General features: G+C 41.8%; 11 protein-coding genes, 9 tRNA genes and 5 rRNA genes (1 of these 25 running past the window's edge). 5 read left to right on the top strand and 20 right to left on the bottom strand.

What is annotated here, in order from left to right:
• Window positions 1-15 precede the first annotated feature (15 nt).
• The 4 genes from NKR20_RS00755 (at window position 16) to NKR20_RS00740 (ending at window position 4087) form a co-directional block, all read left to right on the top strand.
• Window positions 16-585 (top strand): GNAT family N-acetyltransferase, encoded by a 570-nt coding sequence (locus tag NKR20_RS00755; RefSeq protein WP_253422798.1) that lies wholly within the window; start codon window positions 16-18, stop codon window positions 583-585.
• Between the two features lie 23 nt (window positions 586-608).
• Window positions 609-1502 carry an EamA family transporter gene (locus tag NKR20_RS00750; RefSeq protein WP_121213685.1) on the top strand — a complete coding sequence of 298 codons (894 nt, stop codon included), beginning with the start codon at window positions 609-611 and terminating at the stop codon, window positions 1500-1502.
• Between the two features lie 121 nt (window positions 1503-1623).
• Window positions 1624-3147: an argininosuccinate lyase gene (argH, locus tag NKR20_RS00745; RefSeq protein WP_121213686.1), complete on the top strand. Its 1524-nt coding sequence runs from the start codon at window positions 1624-1626 to the stop codon at window positions 3145-3147.
• A complete protein-coding gene (locus NKR20_RS00740; protein WP_121213687.1) occupies window positions 3140-4087 on the top strand; it encodes an N-acetylglucosamine kinase in 948 nt (315 codons plus the stop codon). Before argH ends, NKR20_RS00740 begins: the two co-directional genes overlap by 8 nt.
• 10 nt (window positions 4088-4097) lie before the next feature.
• Here the strand turns inward: NKR20_RS00740 and NKR20_RS19510 are convergent, their stop codons facing one another.
• From NKR20_RS19510 to aceA, 6 genes are all read right to left on the bottom strand, one after another.
• Window positions 4098-5345 carry a DUF5050 domain-containing protein gene (locus NKR20_RS19510; RefSeq protein WP_121213688.1) on the bottom strand — a complete coding sequence of 416 codons (1248 nt, stop codon included), beginning with the start codon at window positions 5343-5345 and terminating at the stop codon, window positions 4098-4100.
• Between the two features lie 43 nt (window positions 5346-5388).
• Window positions 5389-5784 carry a YkvA family protein gene (locus tag NKR20_RS00730; RefSeq protein WP_253422795.1) on the bottom strand — a complete coding sequence of 132 codons (396 nt, stop codon included), beginning with the start codon at window positions 5782-5784 and terminating at the stop codon, window positions 5389-5391.
• Between the two features lie 142 nt (window positions 5785-5926).
• Window positions 5927-6640, bottom strand: a complete 714-nt coding sequence (locus tag NKR20_RS00725; RefSeq protein ID WP_253422792.1) for a glycosyltransferase — start codon at window positions 6638-6640, stop codon at window positions 5927-5929.
• 89 nt (window positions 6641-6729) lie between these two features.
• Window positions 6730-8517: an adenine deaminase gene (ade, locus tag NKR20_RS00720; RefSeq protein WP_253422789.1), complete on the bottom strand. Its 1788-nt coding sequence runs from the start codon at window positions 8515-8517 to the stop codon at window positions 6730-6732.
• 90 nt (window positions 8518-8607) lie between these two features.
• The gene (locus tag NKR20_RS00715; RefSeq protein WP_253422786.1) at window positions 8608-9780 is read right to left on the bottom strand and encodes a pyridoxal-phosphate-dependent aminotransferase family protein; all 1173 of its coding nucleotides are present in this window, start codon (window positions 9778-9780) and stop codon (window positions 8608-8610) included.
• Between the two features lie 376 nt (window positions 9781-10156).
• Window positions 10157-11440 carry an isocitrate lyase gene (gene aceA / locus NKR20_RS00710; RefSeq protein ID WP_121213692.1) on the bottom strand — a complete coding sequence of 428 codons (1284 nt, stop codon included), beginning with the start codon at window positions 11438-11440 and terminating at the stop codon, window positions 10157-10159.
• A gap of 214 nt (window positions 11441-11654) precedes the next feature.
• Here aceA and NKR20_RS00705 point away from each other — a divergent pair, with 214 nt between their 5' ends.
• Window positions 11655-12326 (top strand): LytR/AlgR family response regulator transcription factor, encoded by a 672-nt coding sequence (locus NKR20_RS00705; RefSeq protein WP_121213693.1) that lies wholly within the window; start codon window positions 11655-11657, stop codon window positions 12324-12326.
• Between the two features lie 110 nt (window positions 12327-12436).
• On the opposite strand, the gene rrf (NKR20_RS00700) is transcribed toward NKR20_RS00705, so the two are convergent.
• From rrf (NKR20_RS00700) to NKR20_RS00635, 14 genes are all read right to left on the bottom strand, one after another.
• Window positions 12437-12552 (bottom strand): 5S ribosomal RNA (gene rrf, locus NKR20_RS00700).
• A gap of 132 nt (window positions 12553-12684) precedes the next feature.
• Window positions 12685-15602: ribosomal RNA gene (locus tag NKR20_RS00695) — 23S ribosomal RNA — on the bottom strand.
• 319 nt (window positions 15603-15921) lie between these two features.
• Window positions 15922-17470: ribosomal RNA gene (locus NKR20_RS00690) — 16S ribosomal RNA — on the bottom strand.
• 117 nt (window positions 17471-17587) lie between these two features.
• Window positions 17588-17663, bottom strand: a tRNA-Ala gene (locus NKR20_RS00685).
• Window positions 17664-17671: 8 nt separating this feature from the next.
• Window positions 17672-17748 (bottom strand) — tRNA-Pro (locus NKR20_RS00680).
• Between the two features lie 6 nt (window positions 17749-17754).
• Window positions 17755-17831, bottom strand: a tRNA-Arg gene (locus tag NKR20_RS00675).
• 7 nt (window positions 17832-17838) lie between these two features.
• A tRNA-Leu gene (locus NKR20_RS00670) sits at window positions 17839-17927 on the bottom strand.
• Between the two features lie 5 nt (window positions 17928-17932).
• Window positions 17933-18007, bottom strand: a tRNA-Gly gene (locus NKR20_RS00665).
• 22 nt (window positions 18008-18029) lie between these two features.
• A tRNA-Leu gene (locus NKR20_RS00660) sits at window positions 18030-18111 on the bottom strand.
• A gap of 17 nt (window positions 18112-18128) precedes the next feature.
• Window positions 18129-18203, bottom strand: a tRNA-Lys gene (locus tag NKR20_RS00655).
• A gap of 7 nt (window positions 18204-18210) precedes the next feature.
• A tRNA-Thr gene (locus NKR20_RS00650) sits at window positions 18211-18286 on the bottom strand.
• Window positions 18287-18292: 6 nt separating this feature from the next.
• A tRNA-Val gene (locus tag NKR20_RS00645) sits at window positions 18293-18368 on the bottom strand.
• A 10-nt stretch (window positions 18369-18378) separates the two neighbouring features.
• Window positions 18379-18494, bottom strand: a 5S ribosomal RNA gene (rrf, locus tag NKR20_RS00640).
• Window positions 18495-18642: 148 nt separating this feature from the next.
• A 23S ribosomal RNA gene (locus NKR20_RS00635) occupies window positions 18643-20294 on the bottom strand; it runs 1266 nt beyond the window's last position.
• Together the 16S, 23S and 5S rRNA genes with 9 tRNA genes alongside form the textbook arrangement of a ribosomal RNA operon.

The following is a 20294-nucleotide window of genomic DNA, read 5'->3' as shown; positions in this document are numbered from 1 at the left end:
GAAAGGAAGGATTATATGAATATCTCCATAAGACAAGCAGAACCAGATGATGCAAAGTATGTAGCACCATTAATTTATGATGCAATCGGGGAAATTGCAAATCGTTTAACAGGTCAATCTGATTACAATCAAATTATTGATGAACTAGAAACGTTATTTACCCATACGGATAATCGTCACTCCTATTTAAATACGTATGTTGCAGTTAATATTGAGACAACAGATATAGCAGGAATCCTTGTGGTGTACAGTGGTTTAGATGGTAGAAAATTAGATAAATCGTTAGAAAAACGTCTTAAATCAAAAAACGCTCCCGTAACAACCATTGAAATTGAAGCGCATGATGATGAATTTTATGTGGATACCATTTGTGTACACGATTCTGCACGAGGACAAGGAATTGGAACAAAATTGCTAAACTTTGCAGAACAAGTAGCAAAGAGCAAAGGCTTTTCAAAAATATCTTTAAATGTCGAAATTCAAAAGGAGCAAGCACACAATTTATACGAACGAGTTGGGTATGTCATTACAGAACCATGGACGATTATTGATGAACCTTTTTATCATATGGTCAAGAAAATCTAATTAAATAGTAGGTAGGTCACAACATGAATTCACAACTAATTTATGCACTTCTTATTGTAATAGCATCTAGTAGCTATGGAATCTTATCCACAATTATTAAAGTAGCGATGGGATATGGGTTTACTTCTGCCGAAGCTGTAACAAGTCAATATGTAGTCGGTTTTATTTTAGCGCTTATTTTATTTCTCATTACACAAAGAACAATGCCGCGCTTAACGAAAGCCGGTGTAATAACGATAATTTTTGCAGGTATTTTCACATCAACAACAGGTATTGTTTATGGCAAATCGTTAGACTATTTACCAGCCTCTCTTGCAGTTGTTATGTTATTTCAGTTTACATGGATTGGAATGCTCATCGATTGTATCAGACGAAAAAGATTACCTAGTCGTCCAGAAGGTTTTTCCCTTCTTTTTTTATTTGCTGGAACAATTCTTTCAGCAGGCGTTTTGGATGTTGACTTATCCAATATCCCGTGGCAAGGATGGGTATTCGGTTTAGCATCAGCACTAAGCTTTGCAATCTTTTTACAAATCAATTCACGACAAGTTGAGGGCATTTCGACCATCACTCGTACATTTTTCATGTCCTTTGTCGCACTCATTATGATCAGCATCTTTTTAACACCAGAAATTATTTGGAATGGTACATTAATCCAAACGAACTTACTGTGGTTTGGCTTAGCACTAGGATTTTTTGGAATTATCCTGCCTATTCTATTATTTTCTATTGCAGGTCCTAAAGTTGGTGGAGGGCTATCGTCTATTTTAAGTGCGATGGAATTACCTGTTGCAATACTAGCAGCAAGTCTTGTACTACATGAAAAATTAACAATGTTACAAATTTTCGGGATTGTACTAGTTCTTATTGGCATGACCTTACCAACTGTACTAGCCCAAAGAAAAAAATTAATCTAACATCTAATAGTAGTAAGTATCATGTTCATAATATTGTGCTTTAAAGCGTTGATATATAGTACAAGTAGGCTTCAATTTAGATAAAATGGGGATGGATATGTATTTTTTCGGAGGCGATTCTATGGTGTTTCAAGATTTTAGGAGCCGAATAAATAAAATCGAAGGAGACCGATTTCCTTCTAATAGTTATCGTCAAATGGTGCTTCAACCTGCCTATGACGAAGCAAAAAAGCATTTTTTAAAGTCGATGGTGCATATACATATCGCCCATTTAAAAATGCTTGAGGAACAGCAACTTATCTCACATAAGGATGCTAAGCAAATCGGGCAGGCGATAGCTAAACTGGATTTAAATTATTTTGAACAAAGAGACTATAACCCTCAGTTTGAAGATTTATTTTTCCGTATTGAAAATAAACTGATTGAATTAGCTGGTGATGTTGCGGGAAACTTACACATTGGACGTTCTCGCAACGACATGGGCATTGCTATTTATCGTATGACTCTAAGAGAAAAATTGCTTGCATTAATGGAGGAACTACTTGCCCTTAGATCATCATTAATTGCTTTTGCACAGGAACACGTGGATACAATTATGATTGGTTATACACATACACAGCAAGCACAACCAACTACTTTTGCCCATTATTTAAAAGCAGTAATTGACCAACTTTCTCGAGACTTTAAACGGATGCAGGCAGCATATGAAACAGTCAATCAAAGTAGTATGGGGGCAGCTGCATTAACAACTACCGGTTTTAATATTAATCGTGATCGAATGAAAGAACTCCTCGGATTTGACGGTGTTATTGAAAATGCGTGGGACGCTGTTGCGGGTGCAGATTATATTGCTGAATTAGCAGGTGTCGTACAACTAGCTGCATTGAATCTTGGTCGCACTTCGCAAGATTTCTTACTTTGGGCTACTCAAGAGTTTAATGCTATTAATCTTGCAAGTCCATATGTGCAAGTAAGTTCTATTATGCCTCAAAAACGCAATCCAGTTTCTATAGAGCATACAAGATCCCTTTTATCCTCTGTGTATGGTGATGCCTCTACCGTGCTACAAATGATTCATAATACACCGTTCGGGGATATTGTAGATACAGAAGACGATATGCAGCCCTATTTATGGCGTGCTATGGAAAAGTTAAGAGGCATTTATAAGCTATTTGGCAGTGTAGTTGTTACGATGGATGTTAACAAAGAAAAATTACTGAAACGGGCAGAAAATAGCTTTGCTAATGTAACGGAACTTGCGGATTCATTAGTTCGTTCGGAGAGTATTTCATTCCGTCAATCACATCGTATTGTGAGCAGCTGCGTTAAAACGCTATTAAATTCTAAAGAAGAATCGTTAGAAAAATTAACGTGGGAATTGGCCAATGAAAAATCCCTTGAAATTACAGGTAAACCTTTGAAAATATCAAAAGAAGAGTTTTATAAAGTGTTAAAACCCGAATTTTTTGTCCATGTACGTTCATTAACAGGTGGACCTGCGCCAGAAACAATGCGTAATTCCTTAACTCAAGCTCAAGCAGTTTCCCCTTTACTTGAAAACTGGTTAACAGGAAAAACAACACACCTTCAAAATTGCGAAAAACAGCTGTATCAATTCCTTGAAGGCTGGAATAAACATGACTAATCCAATACTGTTAGCCGTTGATGGTGGCGCCACGAAAACGACTATTTCGGTACGTTCTTGTATCGGAGAATGTATCTTCGAAAAAACAGCTACAGGCTCTAATTATCAAGCAATAGGAATAGAACAAGTGGAGAAATTAATTGAACAACTGCTTATCGATATTTATAACTCTACTAAACTTAAAACGATAGATGTAGCTATTTTTGCCATGGCGGGTATTGATACAGAGCAGGATTTAACCATTGTCAAAGAGATGATTATAAATGCAATTGAAAAAAGCCCCCTAGCCATTAACACAATCATTGTTGAGAATGATGTTCAAGCCACTTTGTTAGGATTAGTCGACTCAAACAAATGTGGGGCTTTAATTATTTCTGGTACAGGGGCAATCTGCTTTGCAACAGACCAGGAAGATAATATTTATCGAACTGGTGGTTGGGGACATCGTACTGGTGATGAAGGTAGCGGCTATTGGATTGGAAAAGAAATCGTAAATTCCTTATTTCGCTTAGAAGACGGGCGCAATCAAACGCCAACCATTTTAAAGGAACTTGTATTCGGAAAATTAAATATAAAAAATACCGAACAACTTATGACCTGGCTATATGCTCCAGATTATACGAATGCAAAGCTTGCTAGCATTAGTGCCGTATTACCTAAAGCAGTTGAGTTAAGTGATGAAGTGGCACTTACGATTAGTCAACAAGCTGCTAAAGAACTAGCAGAGTTAGCTGTTTCAACGTTGAAAAAGTTACCTAGCATTGATGAATCCTTCACATTATTTTTAAATGGAAGTATCTTTAGATATCATCCATATATTTTAAGCCAATTTCAAAGGTTAATGAATGATCACTTCCCAATGATTCATTTTCATTTATGTGAAGAACCTCCAATTGAATATATTGTACGAAGAGCGAAAAATCGCGGCCTACCATTGTAAGCCGCGATTTCTATAATTCAAACCTTTTTAATCCATCATCTGTCGAAAAGTATAGATACCCATCCTGTATATATAAGTCTTCTACTTTTTCTCTATATAAAACCATTTCATCTGAGCCGTCTTTTCGTATTCTCGATAAATATGCTCCTTTTGAATAATTACTAAAGTAAATCCAATCCCCAAATCCTACAATATACTGAGCTCGACTATCGGTTAAACGATCATTTTCACCTGTGTTTAGATTTATACGGTAAAGAATATTATCCTCATTTACATTGCTATAATAAATGATCCCGTCTACTTCATAGGCATGATCGATTTGTGCCATAAAAGCATATTTATTACTAGTTGCTTTTGGATAATCAGATAAAATCCACGTATGGTCTTCTTTCATCTTTGCGTCATTCATTAAAAAATACTCATAACGAACAACATTTTTACGATCTGGCGTTGGGTCATTCCACGTTGTATCGAGATGATACCATTCTCCATCAACCTTTACTAGATTCCAAGCATGTCCACCTGTATAAACCTCACCTACAACGTATTTCGTTTCGATACCTAAGCCTTGCAACAATTTTAAAGCTAAGAGCGCGTATCCTTGGCAAACACCTTTTCCTTCAGCAACTACCGCGCATGCACTATGTGGACTAGCGATAGAATCTTCACTGTACACTGTATTTTTCACAATATAGTCGTTTACAAATTTTACTTTTTCAAAATCAGACATTGTTTCTGGTGTTGCTGTTGCAAGGATTGATGCTACTTTTTCATTAACGATTTGTTCCTGGGCAGCATTTGTTAAATACGTTTGATGAACTTTAATTTTTGCATCAAAGCGGCCATACTCGTATTCAATTTTTCGATTTGATAAGTGTCCTAGAATATAATGATCCCGCTGCGCAGCTAACTCTACCGCACTCTCAATTAAGTTTTCTATATCCGTTGTACTACCTACATAGGTTATTTCAAAATCTGTTACCCAATTACTAAAATAGTAGTAAAACGCATCAGCTAGTTCATCAACTGTTTTCACTGTGCTTGGTAATTCAGCATTTTTCACAGTTGCAGCGGTATAAATAAGCGTATCCTTAGCAGTATTGGATACAGTAGAAATTACTTGGGTAGTTGCATCTTCAATCGTAATATTGTTCTCGTTGAAGTATTGCTTTGCTTCTTCAAAGAAAGTTAAGCCGAAATCATACGTCGGCTTAATAAGTACAATGACAATGACGAGAAATGTTATTCGTTTTAACACAGTACTTCACCTCAGAGATTTCGGCTTTGGATTTTAAACAAGTTTAAATTTCATACTCAATTGTCGGCATATATTTATCACCTAACAATTTCTTTAATAATTCATGACCTTCTTCTTTCATTTCATCAGTAATGGAAGAATATACAACAGACAAGGCTTTAAATATAACAACCGCATCATCGGCTAAACCAACTGTTGGTAAAAAGTCCGCTATAAGGTCAATCGGCAGAATAAAGTATCCTAAAACACCAAGAATCAACAGCTTTTGTTCTTTTGGTAAATCTGGACTTTTCAACGCACTAAATAATGTAGCCGCTGCATGTAAAGCTCTAAAACCTAAATTTAGTCCATAAGTTTTCACTTTATTTATAAATTTATTAGGCGCATAATGTTTTCCTTTTCCTTTTATAACGGTTTCTAATTCCAACTTTTCATCCATGTTACATCCTCCTTAAGTACATACAGTGCTGTCTTTTATAGCATTACCAACTAATTAAAAAAGTACTACATAAAGATACTTTATAAATCAGCCCTTTTTGCAGTACATCTATGTTTACGAGTTGGAAGAGCAAAGGTTCCATTTACTCATGTTGCTTCTTACTTCTTGTATATGTAGTAATAATTTGTTGAATCAGTTTATGTGCATTTGTAATTTCATCATAAAACATAATTGAATTTTTCTTAACCCGCGCATGACCTATCGGAATTTCATATATTGGTACCTTTCTTTTCAATGCCTCCACCAACATATTTGTATCAAAACTGAAATCTTCCCCTTTTACCTTTATTAACCAAGGAAGAGCTTGCTTTGGAATACAACGTAAGCCTGTTTGTGTATCAAGCAAACGTTTATGGAAGAACAGTTCAAATAACACGGAAGCAGCTTTATTTCCGATTGTACTAATAAGAGGCATATCTTTTGTATGAAAATTTCTTACGCCAAGAATTATTCCATCTGAAAAAAGTTCCGCATGATGAAGAATTTGTCCTACTTCCTCAATTCTGTGTTGTCCATGCGCTCCTACAGTGATAATTGAATCTACTTTTTTATATTGAGTTAAGACGTATAAAAAGCCTGTTTTTAATGCTCTACCCTTACCTAAATTCTCTTTATGATCTAATACAATACACCATTCAATATTCTGTAGCTTTTTGAATATCGTATTATATTTTTCATCGCTACCATCATTGATAATAATAATTTTATCAATATTTAATTCTTTTAACTTAATCACATAATCTATGATTAAGTTTAATGGATTAAGTGCAGGTATAACTACAACTGTTCTTACCACAGTGCATCCCCTCTGTAAAAAGTTTTAAACCTATAATAAATTCTATCTCTCTAAACTTTGGAATTCAATGGAAACGAAAGAATACTGCCCTACACAACAGTATTCTTAGAAACTACTTCCACTGGTATATGTTGAAAACTTTTAACATCAAACAAACCTGTATCCGTTAACTTTAACTCTGGGATTACTGGTAAGCTTAAAAATGAAACAGTTAAAAATAGATGAAATGATATATCATGATGTACTTCATTTAGTGCATCATGAACCTCTTTAAGTTTTATAGCAGCTTCTTCAGGAGATAGTGTTGTCATTAACCCTGCAATTGGTAAAGCTAATGAGCCAATTACTTTTCCTCCCTCTACTACGACTAAACCACCTTGCATCGATTGTAACGCTTCAAGTGCAGTTAACATATCTTCATCATTTGTTCCAACAACAATCGCATTATGCGAATCATGGGCAATGGTTGTGGCGATTGCACCTTTTGTTAAACCTAATCCGTGAACAATCCCAAGCCCTTTTAAACCAAGAGAATGATGTCGTTCTATCACTGCAATTTTCAGTAAATCATTTTCAATTGAAGGGATAAACACTCCATTTTGTACATCGACTTCTTTCACAACATGCTTGGTTATTATCTGGTTTGGTATTATTTCGATAACATTTGCTCGATTCCCTTCATTAAATCGAATTTCGAAATCTTTTTTTGATAGCTTTGGAATATTAACTGAATGAAGTATAGTTTGATCAATCTCCTTTGTTTGCTTACACGTCTTTAGTAAACTTCCATCTGTAACAACTTTCTCACCATTTTTCCAAACGGCTGCAATCTTCATTTTATGTAAATCATCTAGCATAATAAAATCAGCAATATACCCTTCTGCAATAGCACCTTTACCATCAAGACGATAACATTCAGCAGCATTAATGGTTGCAAGTTGAATTGCCTGAAGAGGATTCATGCCATACTTAATTGCAAGGCTTACTGCATAATTTATACTTCCCTCTTCCATTAACTCATCCAAATGCTTATCATCCGTACAAAAAGCAAAACGGCGGGCATTGATAGGTGTAACAGCGGGCAATAAATCCTGCAAATTTTTAGCTGCAGAGCCTTCACGAATTAAAACATACATCCCCTGTTTAATTCTCTCCCTAGCTTCCTCTGCAGTAACACATTCATGATCGGTGCGAATTCCTGCAGCACGATATCCTCGAAGTTGTTCACCAGTTAAACCTGCTCCATGGCCATCAATAACCTTATTATATTGTTTTGCTAAAGATAGTTTATCTAACATATCGAAATCAGTATTTAATACCGCTGGAAAATCCATGACTTCTGCAAGACCTAATACATTTTCATTTTGAATGAATGGAGCTAAATCTTTTGCTTTCATAGTGGCACCTGCATGCTCAAAAGAGGTACTTGGTACACTTGATGGCAACATATAATAGATGTCCATTAGTGCATTTTTTGCATCATCCAACATAAACTGCATACCCTTTGCACCTGATACATTAACAATTTCATGAGGGTCTGAAATAACTGAAGTAATTCCATGGGGTAATAAAATTTCGCTAAACTGAGAAGGAGGTAACATAGAAGATTCTATATGAATATGTGCATCAATAAGTCCTGGAACGACATATTTTCCATTCGCATCTTCAATTGACTTTGCATTAAACTTTTCTTGCTCATCCAGTGCAACAATCATGCCGTTCGCTACAACAATATCAGCTTTTCTCCAACAGAGTGAAAAGACATCTGCAATATTAGCGTTCTTTAAAATAAAATCTGCCTCAACTCTATTTTGTGAAAAATCAATTTGCTTCTTTAATTTTTGGACATCCATCTTAACAGCTCCTTCTCTAGCCATATTATTACTTCTGATAATATATTTAATTAAACTTCTTAATATGAAAAGACTCCTAGAAACAAATTGTTTTTAAGGAGCCTTTTGATTTATTTAAGAATTAACAACTTCACCTATTACATTATTCAGAGCATTTACGGCAGCTTCTGGATTAACTTTTAATCCTTGCTCTTGAAGAACTTCACCAATTGTTTGAATAGCTTGTTCAAGCATTTGGGCTGTTGTATTCCCCATATGTCCAATTCTGAAAGCTTTGCCTGCTAAATGAGCTAGAGCACCAGCAACAATTACGCCTCTTTCAGCAAGTTTTGAACGAAAAGCTGTATCATTTACTCCATCTGGATATAAAATACAGCTTAAAGTTGGAGCTGCAACTTCTTCAGAAGCTAGAGGGACCATTCCATAAGTACGTAATGCTGCACGTACTCCTTGACCGAAAGCAATATGACGTATTTCACGCTTTTGAATGCCTTCATCAAGTACAATTTTTAATGCTGTATCATAAGCATAAATTAAATTAACAGGAGGTGTTGCAAAGTATTTTGATGGATCTTGCATAATCGGTAGCCAGTTATATATATCGCTATAATAAGCAGATACTTGTCCCAATTCTTCTCTCGCTTTTAATGCTGTCTGATTAAACGCAACAATTGCAAGCCCTGGAGGAATCCCTATTGCTTTTTGGGACCCTGTTAATACTACATCAATTTTGTAGTCAGGCTCCCCATATGATTTACTCATATTTTCTTCAAGTGCTGCAGTCGCTACAACACCATCGAGGATTACTAATGCTCCTGAAGCCTTAATGATTGGTACAAGAACATCTAAATCCGATACAACCCCTGTTGAAGTATCTGCATGGGTAATCGTAACAGCTTTATATTGCCCTTCTGCTAGCTTTGCTTCAACTAAAGCTGTATCAACTTGTTTGCCCCACTCCGACTGTAGAACTTCAACTTCAATGCCAAAACTTTTAGCCAGTGGTGTAAATCGGTCTCCAAAATATCCGTGACTAATGACAAGTAATTTTTCCCCTTTGCCAACTGTATTGACTATGGCCATTTCCATTGCAAGAGTGCCAGAACCTGCTACTACAAATACTTCCCCATCTGTTTGCAGTAATTCTTTTGTTCTCTCGATGGCACTTTTATAAATTGATACAAAGCGAGGATCTGTATGCCCCCTTGTTTCACTTGCTAATGCATCATAGATTTCATCTACTACCGGTGTAGGACCCGGTACCAAAAGTAATTCTTTATTTCTCATCCATAATCTCCCCTTTGCTATGTATGAAGTTTAGTCTTATATTCTACAAATCCACAAAAATCCCTTTTTCAAAGCTCTTTTAATAGTTATTGTTATAAAGAAAGCCTTACTAGAAAAGTTACTAGTAAGGCAGACATCCCCATTTGCTATTGAATTATTTATTAGATTATCAATTTAGGAGGCAACCTTTTGATAATCTGAACCCCATGTTTAAATCGCTCTTTTATCCCCAATAAATTCCCTTTGTTTTGCTATAAGTACATCAACGAACATTGTGCTTTAAGTACCAAAACTATCTTTATATTTAAAGTACCTCTGATAAATCTCTTACATATTTGATTAATTAATAGATTTTATCCAAGGCACTCCATAATTATTATACGAATTGCTCTGTTTCAGTTGAACCAGCCATTGCTGTAGTTGAAGACTGACCACCAGAAATTGTTTGTGCCACTTCATCAAAGTAACCTGTACCTACTTCACGTTGGTGACGAGTTGCTGTGTAGCCTTTAGACTCTGCAGCGAATTCAGCTTGTTGTAATTTTGAGTATGCAGCCATACCGTTATCTTTGTAATCATGCGCAAGCTCGAACATTGAGTAGTTTAAGCTGTGGAAACCAGCAAGTGTAATGAATTGGAATTTGTATCCAAGTTTACCTAACTCGCGTTGGTATTCTGCGATTTCTTTATCAGATAATTTTGCTTTCCAGTTGAATGATGGAGAGCAGTTATAAGCTAACATTTTTCCAGGGAATTTCTCATGGATTGCTTCAGCGAATTCACGAGCTTCCTCTAATGATGGATGTGAAGTTTCACACCAGATTAAGTCAGCATATGGTGCATATGCTAAACCACGTGCGATTGCTTGTTTGATACCTGCTTTTGTGCGATAGAATCCCTCTGGAGTGCGTTCACCAGTTAAGAATTCTGCATCGCGTGGGTCAATATCAGATGTTACCATGTCAGCAGCATCAGCATCTGTACGTGCGATTAAGATTGTATCTACACCCATTACGTCACAAGCAAGACGAGCTGCAATTAAGTTACGAATAGCATTTTGTGTTGGAAGTAATACTTTACCACCTAAGTGACCACATTTTTTCTCAGAAGCTAATTGGTCTTCTAAGTGTACGCCTGATGCACCTGCTTCAATCATACCCTTAACAAGTTCGAATACGTTTAATGGTCCACCAAAACCAGCTTCAGCGTCTGCTACGATTGGAGCGAACCAATCAAAACCATCTTCGCGACCTTCAGCGTGATCGATTTGGTCTGCACGTTGTAAAGCTTGATTGATACGTTTAACAACTTGTGGTACAGAGTTTGCTGGGTATAATGATTGGTCAGGATACATTTGACCAGCTACGTTTGCATCTGCAGCTACTTGCCAACCAGATAAGTAGATTGCTTTTAAACCAGCTTTTACTTGTTGTACTGCTTGATTACCTGTTAGTGCTCCTAGCGCATTAATGAATGGCTCTTCATGTAAAGATTTCCATAGGCGAGCAGCACCACGTTTAGCTAAAGTTTGCTCTTGAACGAATGATCCTTGTAATTTTACTACTTCCTCAGCAGTGTATCCGCGTTCAATCCCTTTCCAACGAGGATTTTCTGCCCAATCTTTCTTAATTGCATCGATTCTTTCTTGTCTTGTTACCATTATATAAACACCTTCCCCTTTGTTTAAATACTCTGTTTTGTGAAATAATTCATTTTTAACTGTTCCATAACAGAAGTATTTGTTGTAAATTAATATATAACAGTATTTAAATATTTTCATTATTTTCTGACGAAATAGTGTTTTTTTGGGATAAAAGGGTATTTAAGTAAGATGAAGTTCAAATTAAGAAAGAAACAAAGGGGGATATTTTTACATGGGGAATGAAAATTTTCAAATTTCGAGGGAAGAATTTGATCAATTTAAAGTTATATTAGAAGACTGGATATCTAAAGATGCTTCAATCGCGATTGCTATGGGGGATTCGTATGTTTACCATTCGAAGAGTAAACATCATTTTCACTTAGATTTGGAAAGTTCTATTCATCCAGAGAGCATTGCTTCACGTGTCCTCAAAACAAGAAAAAAAACAGAAGCACTTATGGATCATACAGTTTTGGGTGAACCCTATTATGCAATAGGGTATCCAATTTATTTCAAACAGCAAGAAGCCGCCTTAATCGTTATTCTTCCATCCTCATATACAGAGGAAAAGCGAAAGCCTTATAAGTTTTTAACGGGAAAACAAGAAGAAGATTGGACACCGATACCCATTGAACAAATTTCATATATTGAAAGTTTACAAAAACGAACATGGTTCTACGCGCATAATGAACAATATAAAACAAATATTACTTTGAAGGAACTACAAACAAAGCTGCCTGAGTTTTTTGTAAGAATACATCGCTCATATATCCTTAATATTTATTTTATTAAAAGGATTTCTAAAGATTTAGCATCGAATTTTATTGTGGAGTTAAAAAGTGGGATAGAGCTTCCAGTAAGTCAATCATATATTAATGATTTAAGAAAAGTATTGGAGTTCTAATAGGAGAAGAAATTATGCTTGAGGGCGATGCTGCTTGTAGTGCTTCGTCCTTTTTGAAATTATTACACATACGAAAAACCACCACTAAATTATAGTGGTGGTTTTTATTTGCCTAGCAACGTCCTACTCTCACAGGGGGAAGCCCCCAACTACCATCGGCGCTAAAGAGCTTAACTTCCGTGTTCGGTATGGGAACGGGTGTGACCTCTTTGCCATCATCACTAGACTTGTACAAGGATGTACTGGCTTCGCCGTTGCAACATGGATGTTGCGCTCTTAGGCGAAGTTCCTATTTCATTGTAGAGAGCTTGTTCTCTCAAAACTGGATAAAGACATTGACTAACGACCATTCAAGTTAGTGGTTAAGTCCTCGATCGATTAGTATTCGTCAGCTCCATGTGTCGCCACACTTCCACCTCGAACCTATCTACCTCATCGTCTTTGAGGGATCTTACTTACTTACGTAATGGGAAATCTCATCTTGAGGGGGGCTTCATGCTTAGATGCTTTCAGCACTTATCCCGTCCATACATAGCTACCCAGCGATGCCTTTGGCAAGACAACTGGTACACCAGCGGTATGTCCATCCCGGTCCTCTCGTACTAAGGACAGCTCCTCTCAAATTTCCTACGCCCACGACGGATAGGGACCGAACTGTCTCACGACGTTCTGAACCCAGCTCGCGTACCGCTTTAATGGGCGAACAGCCCAACCCTTGGGACCGACTACAGCCCCAGGATGCGATGAGCCGACATCGAGGTGCCAAACCTCCCCGTCGATGTGGACTCTTGGGGGAGATAAGCCTGTTATCCCCGGGGTAGCTTTTATCCGTTGAGCGATGGCCCTTCCATGCGGAACCACCGGATCACTAAGCCCGTCTTTCGACCCTGCTCGACTTGTAGGTCTCGCAGTCAAGCTCCCTTGTGCCTTTACACTCTACGAATGATTTCCAACCATTCTGAGGGAACCTTTGGGCGCCTCCGTTACCTTTTAGGAGGCGACCGCCCCAGTCAAACTGTCCACCTGACACTGTCTCCTACCCCGATAAGGGGTACGGGTTAGAATTTCAACACAACCAGGGTAGTATCCCACCGACGCCTCCCTCGAAGCTGGCGCTCCGAGTTCTCTGGCTCCTACCTATCCTGTACAAGTTGTGCCAAAATTCAATATCAGGCTACAGTAAAGCTCCACGGGGTCTTTCCGTCCTGTCGCGGGTAACCTGCATCTTCACAGGTACTATAATTTCACCGAGTCTCTCGTTGAGACAGTGCCCAGATCGTTACGCCTTTCGTGCGGGTCGGAACTTACCCGACAAGGAATTTCGCTACCTTAGGACCGTTATAGTTACGGCCGCCGTTTACTGGGGCTTCAATTCAGAGCTTCGCTTACGCTAACCCCTCCTCTTAACCTTCCAGCACCGGGCAGGCGTCAGCCCCTATACGTCACCTTACGGTTTTGCAGAGACCTGTGTTTTTGCTAAACAGTCGCCTGGGCCTATTCACTGCGGCTCTCTTTCGAGAGCACCCCTTCTCCCGAAGTTACGGGGTCATTTTGCCGAGTTCCTTAACGAGAGTTCTCTCGCACACCTTAGGATTCTCTCCTCGACTACCTGTGTCGGTTTGCGGTACGGGCACCTCCCGCCTCGCTAGAGGCTTTTCTTGGCAGTGTGAAATCAGGTACTTCGCTCTTAAAGAGCTCCCCATTACAGCTCAACGTTACAGGAAGCGGATTTGCCTACTTCCACGCCTTACTGCTTGGGCGTGCACAACCAATCGCACGCTTACCCTATCCTACTGCGTCCCCCCATTACTCAAACGGCGGGGAGGTGGTACAGGAATATCAACCTGTTGTCCATCGTCTACGCCTGTCGGCCTCGACTTAGGTCCCGACTAACCCTGAGCGGACGAGCCTTCCTCAGGAAACCTTAGTCATACGGTGGATGGGATTCTCACCCATCTTTCGCTACTCATACCGGCATTCTCACTTCTAAGCGCTCCACCAGTCCTTCCGGTCTGACTTCAACGCCCTTAGAACGCTCTCCTACCACGTGCATCTTAGATGCACATCCACAGCTTCGGTGAATCGTTTAGCCCCGATACATTTTCGGCGCAGCGTCACTCGACCAGTGAGCTATTACGCACTCTTTAAATGATGGCTGCTTCTAAGCCAACATCCTGGTTGTCTAAGCAACGCCACATCCTTTTCCACTTAACGATTACTTTGGGACCTTAGCTGGTGGTCTGGGCTGTTTCCCTTTTGACTACGGATCTTATCACTCGCAGTCTGACTCCCGTGTATAAATATCTGGCATTCGGAGTTTGTCTGAATTCGGTAAAGCGAGATGCCCCCCTAGTCCAAACAGTGCTCTACCTCCAGTATTCTCATCACGAGGCTAGCCCTAAAGCTATTTCGGAGAGAACCAGCTATCTCCAAGTTCGATTGGAATTTCTCCGCTACCCACACCTCATCCCCGCACTTTTCAACGTGCGTGGGTTCGGGCCTCCAGTGAGTGTTACCTCACCTTCACCCTGGACATGGGTAGATCACCTGGTTTCGGGTCTACGACCACGTACTCTTTCGCCCTATTCAGACTCGCTTTCGCTGCGGCTCCGTCTTCTCAACTTAACCTTGCACGTAATCGTAACTCGCCGGTTCATTCTACAAAAGGCACGCTATCACCCATTAACGGGCTCTAACTACTTGTAGGCACACGGTTTCAGGTTCTATTTCACTCCCCTCCCGGGGTGCTTTTCACCTTTCCCTCACGGTACTGGTTCACTATCGGTCACTAGGGAGTATTTAGCCTTGGGAGATGGTCCTCCCGGATTCCGACGGAATTTCACGTGTTCCGCCGTACTCAGGATACACTCAAGAGAGAATGGACTTTCGATTACAGGGCTTTTACCTTCTATGGCGGATCTTTCCAAATCGCTTCGCCTAATCCATTCTTTTGTAACTCCATATAGAGTGTCCTACAACCCCAAGAGGCAAGCCTCTTGGTTTGGGCTATTCCCGTTTCGCTCGCCGCTACTCAGGGAATCGAATATTTTCTTTCTCTTCCTCCAGGTACTTAGATGTTTCAGTTCCCTGGGTGTGCCATCATGACGCTATGAATTCACGTCAAGATACTGCTCCATTACGAGCAGTGGGTTCCCCCATTCGGAAATCTCCGGATCAAAGCTTACTTACAGCTCCCCGAAGCATATCGGTGTTAGTACCGTCCTTCATCGGCTCCTAGTGCCAAGGCATTCACCGTGCGCCCTTAATAACTTAACCTAAAAGTTAGTTACACTTCTCAAACAGAGAAGATTTTAAGAACTTACAATAAATTACTTGAATTTTGTTTGTTGCTATCAATGTCGTTTTATCCAGTTTTCAAAGAACAATATAAAGAAAGTTCTATTAATGTCTAGCTCCAAACACCAGCTGACGCGTCTACTTCAGTCTTTCGTGCGAAATGCAAGCATTTCTACTCAAGACTTCCAGTATCCGGTTCAGCTAAGCGGTGTTTTCCGCTTTTCTAATGAACCTTCAAAACTGAACACAAAACGTTAATGGTATAAGCCCTAGGCTTATATTCCGTTAATATCCTTAGAAAGGAGGTGATCCAGCCGCACCTTCCGATACGGCTACCTTGTTACGACTTCACCCCAATCATCTGTCCCACCTTCGGCGGCTGGCTCCAAAAGGTTACCTCACCGACTTCGGGTGTTACAAACTCTCGTGGTGTGACGGGCGGTGTGTACAAGGCCCGGGAACGTATTCACCGCGGCATGCTGATCCGCGATTACTAGCGATTCCGGCTTCATGTAGGCGAGTTGCAGCCTACAATCCGAACTGAGAACGGTTTTATCGGATTAGCTCCCCCTCGCGGGTTGGCAACCGTTTGTACCGTCCATTGTAGCACGTGTGTAGCCCAGGTCATAAGGGGCATGATGATTTGACGTCATCCCCACCTTCCTCCGGTTTGTCACCGGCAGTCTCCTTAGAGTGCCCAACTAAATGATGGCAACTAAGAACAAGGGTTGCGCTCGTTGCGGGACTTAACCCAACATCTCACGACACGAGCTGACGACAACCATGCACCACCTGTCACCACTGTCCCCGAAGGGAAAGCTATGTCTCCATAGCGGTCAATGGGATGTCAAGACCTGGTAAGGTTCTTCGCGTTGCTTCGAATTAAACCACATGCTCCACCGCTTGTGCGGGCCCCCGTCAATTCCTTTGAGTTTCAGTCTTGCGACCGTACTCCCCAGGCGGAGTGCTTAATGCGTTAGCTGCAGCACTAAGGGGCGGAAACCCCCTAACACTTAGCACTCATCGTTTACGGCGTGGACTACCAGGGTATCTAATCCTGTTTGCTCCCCACGCTTTCGCGCCTCAGCGTCAGTTACAGACCAGAAAGTCGCCTTCGCCACTGGTGTTCCTCCAAATCTCTACGCATTTCACCGCTACACTTGGAATTCCACTTTCCTCTTCTGCACTCAAGTCCTCCAGTTTCCAATGACCCTCCACGGTTGAGCCGTGGGCTTTCACATCAGACTTAAAGGACCGCCTGCGCGCGCTTTACGCCCAATAATTCCGGACAACGCTTGCCACCTACGTATTACCGCGGCTGCTGGCACGTAGTTAGCCGTGGCTTTCTAATAAGGTACCGTCAAGGTACAGCCAGTTACTACTGTACTTGTTCTTCCCTTACAACAGAGTTTTACGATCCGAAAACCTTCTTCACTCACGCGGCGTTGCTCCATCAGACTTCCGTCCATTGTGGAAGATTCCCTACTGCTGCCTCCCGTAGGAGTCTGGGCCGTGTCTCAGTCCCAGTGTGGCCGATCACCCTCTCAGGTCGGCTACGCATCGTCGCCTTGGTGAGCCGTTACCTCACCAACTAGCTAATGCGCCGCGGGCCCATCCTATAGCGATAGCAGAACCATCTTTCATCATTTCAACATGTGATGAAATGAATTATTCGGTATTAGCCCCGGTTTCCCGGAGTTATCCCCAACTATAGGGCAGGTTGCCCACGTGTTACTCACCCGTCCGCCGCTAACCTTCAGAAGCAAGCTTCTAAAGGTCCGCTCGACTTGCATGTATTAGGCACGCCGCCAGCGTTCGTCCTGAGCCAGGATCAAACTCTCCATAAAAGAATTTGATAAAGCTCAAAAAATTGCTGGCATCAAAATTGATGTCCAAAATTTTGTTCCTCAATTTAATGAGAAACTATATTCATTAACGTTTTGTTGTTCAGTTTTCAAAGTTCATGGTGGAGCCTAGCGGGATCGAACCGCTGACCTCCTGCGTGCAAGGCAGGCGCTCTCCCAGCTGAGCTAAGGCCCCAATAAAAATGGTCGAGAAGACAGGATTCGAACCTGCGACCCCTTGGTCCCAAACCAAGTGCTCTACCAAGCTGAGCTACTTCTCGTATATATGGCGCGCCCGGCAGGAGTCGAACCCACAACCTTCTGATCCGTAGTCAGACGCTCTATCCAATTGAGCTACGGGCGCATATAAATGGTGCCGAGGACCGGAATCGAACCGGTACGGTAGTCACCTACCGCAGGATTTTAAGTCCTGTGCGTCTGCCAGTTCCGCCACCCCGGCACATTTGGAGCGGAAGACGGGGTTCGAACCCGCGACCCCCACCTTGGCAAGGTGGTGTTCTACCACTGAACTACTTCCGCATGTGCATTTTTATAACATTAATGCGGGTGAAGGGAGTCGAACCCCCACGCCTTGCGGCGCTAGATCCTAAGTCTAGTGCGTCTGCCAATTCCGCCACACCCGCGTAAATTTAAATAAAACTGGTGAGCCATGAAGGACTTGAACCTTCGACCCTCTGATTAAAAGTCAGATGCTCTACCACTGAGCTAATGGCTCGTACAAATGGTGCCGGCGAAAGGACTTGAACCCTCAACCTACTGATTACAAGTCAGTTGCTCTACCAGTTGAGCTACACCGGCTTAATATGGTGGAGGATGACGGGCTCGAACCGCCGACCCCCTGCTTGTAAGGCAGGTGCTCTCCCAGCTGAGCTAATCCTCCTGGGTATTATGCCTAGCAACGTCCTACTCTCGCAGGGGGAAGCCCCCAACTACCATCGGCGCTAAAGAGCTTAACTTCCGTGTTCGGTATGGGAACGGGTGTGACCTCTTTGCCATCATCACTAGACTCAAGTGAATTCTATCATATTTTCGAATCACTTATTTGAGACAAGAATTATTATATTACTTTTTTCTTAAAAAAGCAATACTTTTTAAAAATAATTTTTGTTCTCTCAAAACTGGATAAAGACATTGACTAACGACCATTCAAGTTAGTGGTTAAGTCCTCGATCGATTAGTATTCGTCAGCTCCATGTGTCGCCACACTTCCACCTCGAACCTATCTACCTCATCGTCTTTGAGGGATCTTACTTACTTACGTAATGGGAAATCTCATCTTGAGGGGGGCTTCATGCTTAGATGCTTTCAGCACTTATCCCGTCCATACATAGCTACCCAGCGATGCCTTTGGCAAGACAACTGGTACACCAGCGGTATGTCCATCCCGGTCCTCTCGTACTAAGGACAGCTCCTCTCAAATTTCCTACGCCCACGACGGATAGGGACCGAACTGTCTCACGACGTTCTGAACCCAGCTCGCGTACCGCTTTAATGGGCGAACAGCCCAACCCTTGGGACCGACTACAGCCCCAGGATGCGATGAGCCGACATCGAGGTGCCAAACCTCCCCGTCGATGTGGACTCTTGGGGGAGATAAGCCTGTTATCCCCGGGGTAGCTTTTATCCGTTGAGCGATGGCCCTTCCATGCGGAACCACCGGATCACTAAGCCCGTCTTTCGACCCTGCTCGACTTGTAGGTCTCGCAGTCAAGCTCCCTTGTGCCTTTACACTCTACGAATGATTTCCAACCATTCTGAGGGAACCTTTGGGCGCCTCCGTTACCTTTTAGGAGGCGACCGCCCCAGTCAAACTGTCCACCTGACACTGTCTCCTACCCCGATAAGGGGTACGGGTTAGAATTTCAACACAACCAGGGTAGTATCCCACCGACGCCTCCCTCGAAGCTGGCGCTCCGAGTTCTCTGGCTCCTACCTATCCTGTACAAGTTGTGCCAAAATTCAATATCAGGCTACAGTAAAGCTCCACGGGGTCTTTCCGTCCTGTCGCGGGTAACCTGCATCTTCACAGGTACTATAATTTCACCGAGTCTCTCGTTGAGACAGTGCCCAGATCGTTACGCCTTTCGTGCGGGTCGGAACTTACCCGACAAGGAATTTCGCTACCTTAGGACCGTTATAGTTACGGCCGCCGTTTACTGGGGCTTCAATTCAGAGCTTCGCTTACGCTAACCCCTCCTCTTAACCTTCCAGCACCGGGCAGGCGTCAGCCCCTATACGTCACCTTACGGTTTTGCAGAGACCTGTGTTTTTGCTAAACAGTCGCCTGGGCCTATTCACTGCGGCTCTCTTTCGAGAGCACCCCTTCTCCCGAAGTTACGGGGTCATTTTGCCGAGTTCCTTAACGAGAGTTCTCTCGCACACCTTAGGATTCTCTCCTCGACTACCTGTGTCGGTTTGCGGTACGGGCACCTCCCGCCTCGCTAGAGGCTTTTCTTGGCAGTGTGAAATCAGGTACTTCGCTCTTAAAGAGCTCCCCATTACAGCTCAACGTTACAGGAAGCGGATTTGCCTACTTCCACGCCTTACTGCTTGGGCGTGCACAACCAATCGCACGCTTACCCTATCCTACTGCGTCCCCCCATTACTCAAACGGCGGGGAGGTGGTACAGGAATATCAACCTGTTGTCCATCGTCTACGCCTGTCGGCCTCGACTTAGGTCCCGACTAACCCTGAGCGGACGAGCCTTCCTCAGGAAACCTTAGTCATACGGTGGATGGGATTCTCACCCATCTTTCGCTACTCATACCGGCATTCTCACTTCTAAGCGCTCCACCAGTCCTTCCG

Source organism: Ureibacillus endophyticus (genome assembly GCF_024159215.1).
GTDB classification, from domain to species: Bacteria; Bacillota; Bacilli; order Bacillales_A; family Planococcaceae; genus Ureibacillus; species Ureibacillus endophyticus.
Note: the sequence above shows the minus strand (reverse complement) of the source record. Positions and strands in the feature narration are given on the sequence as shown.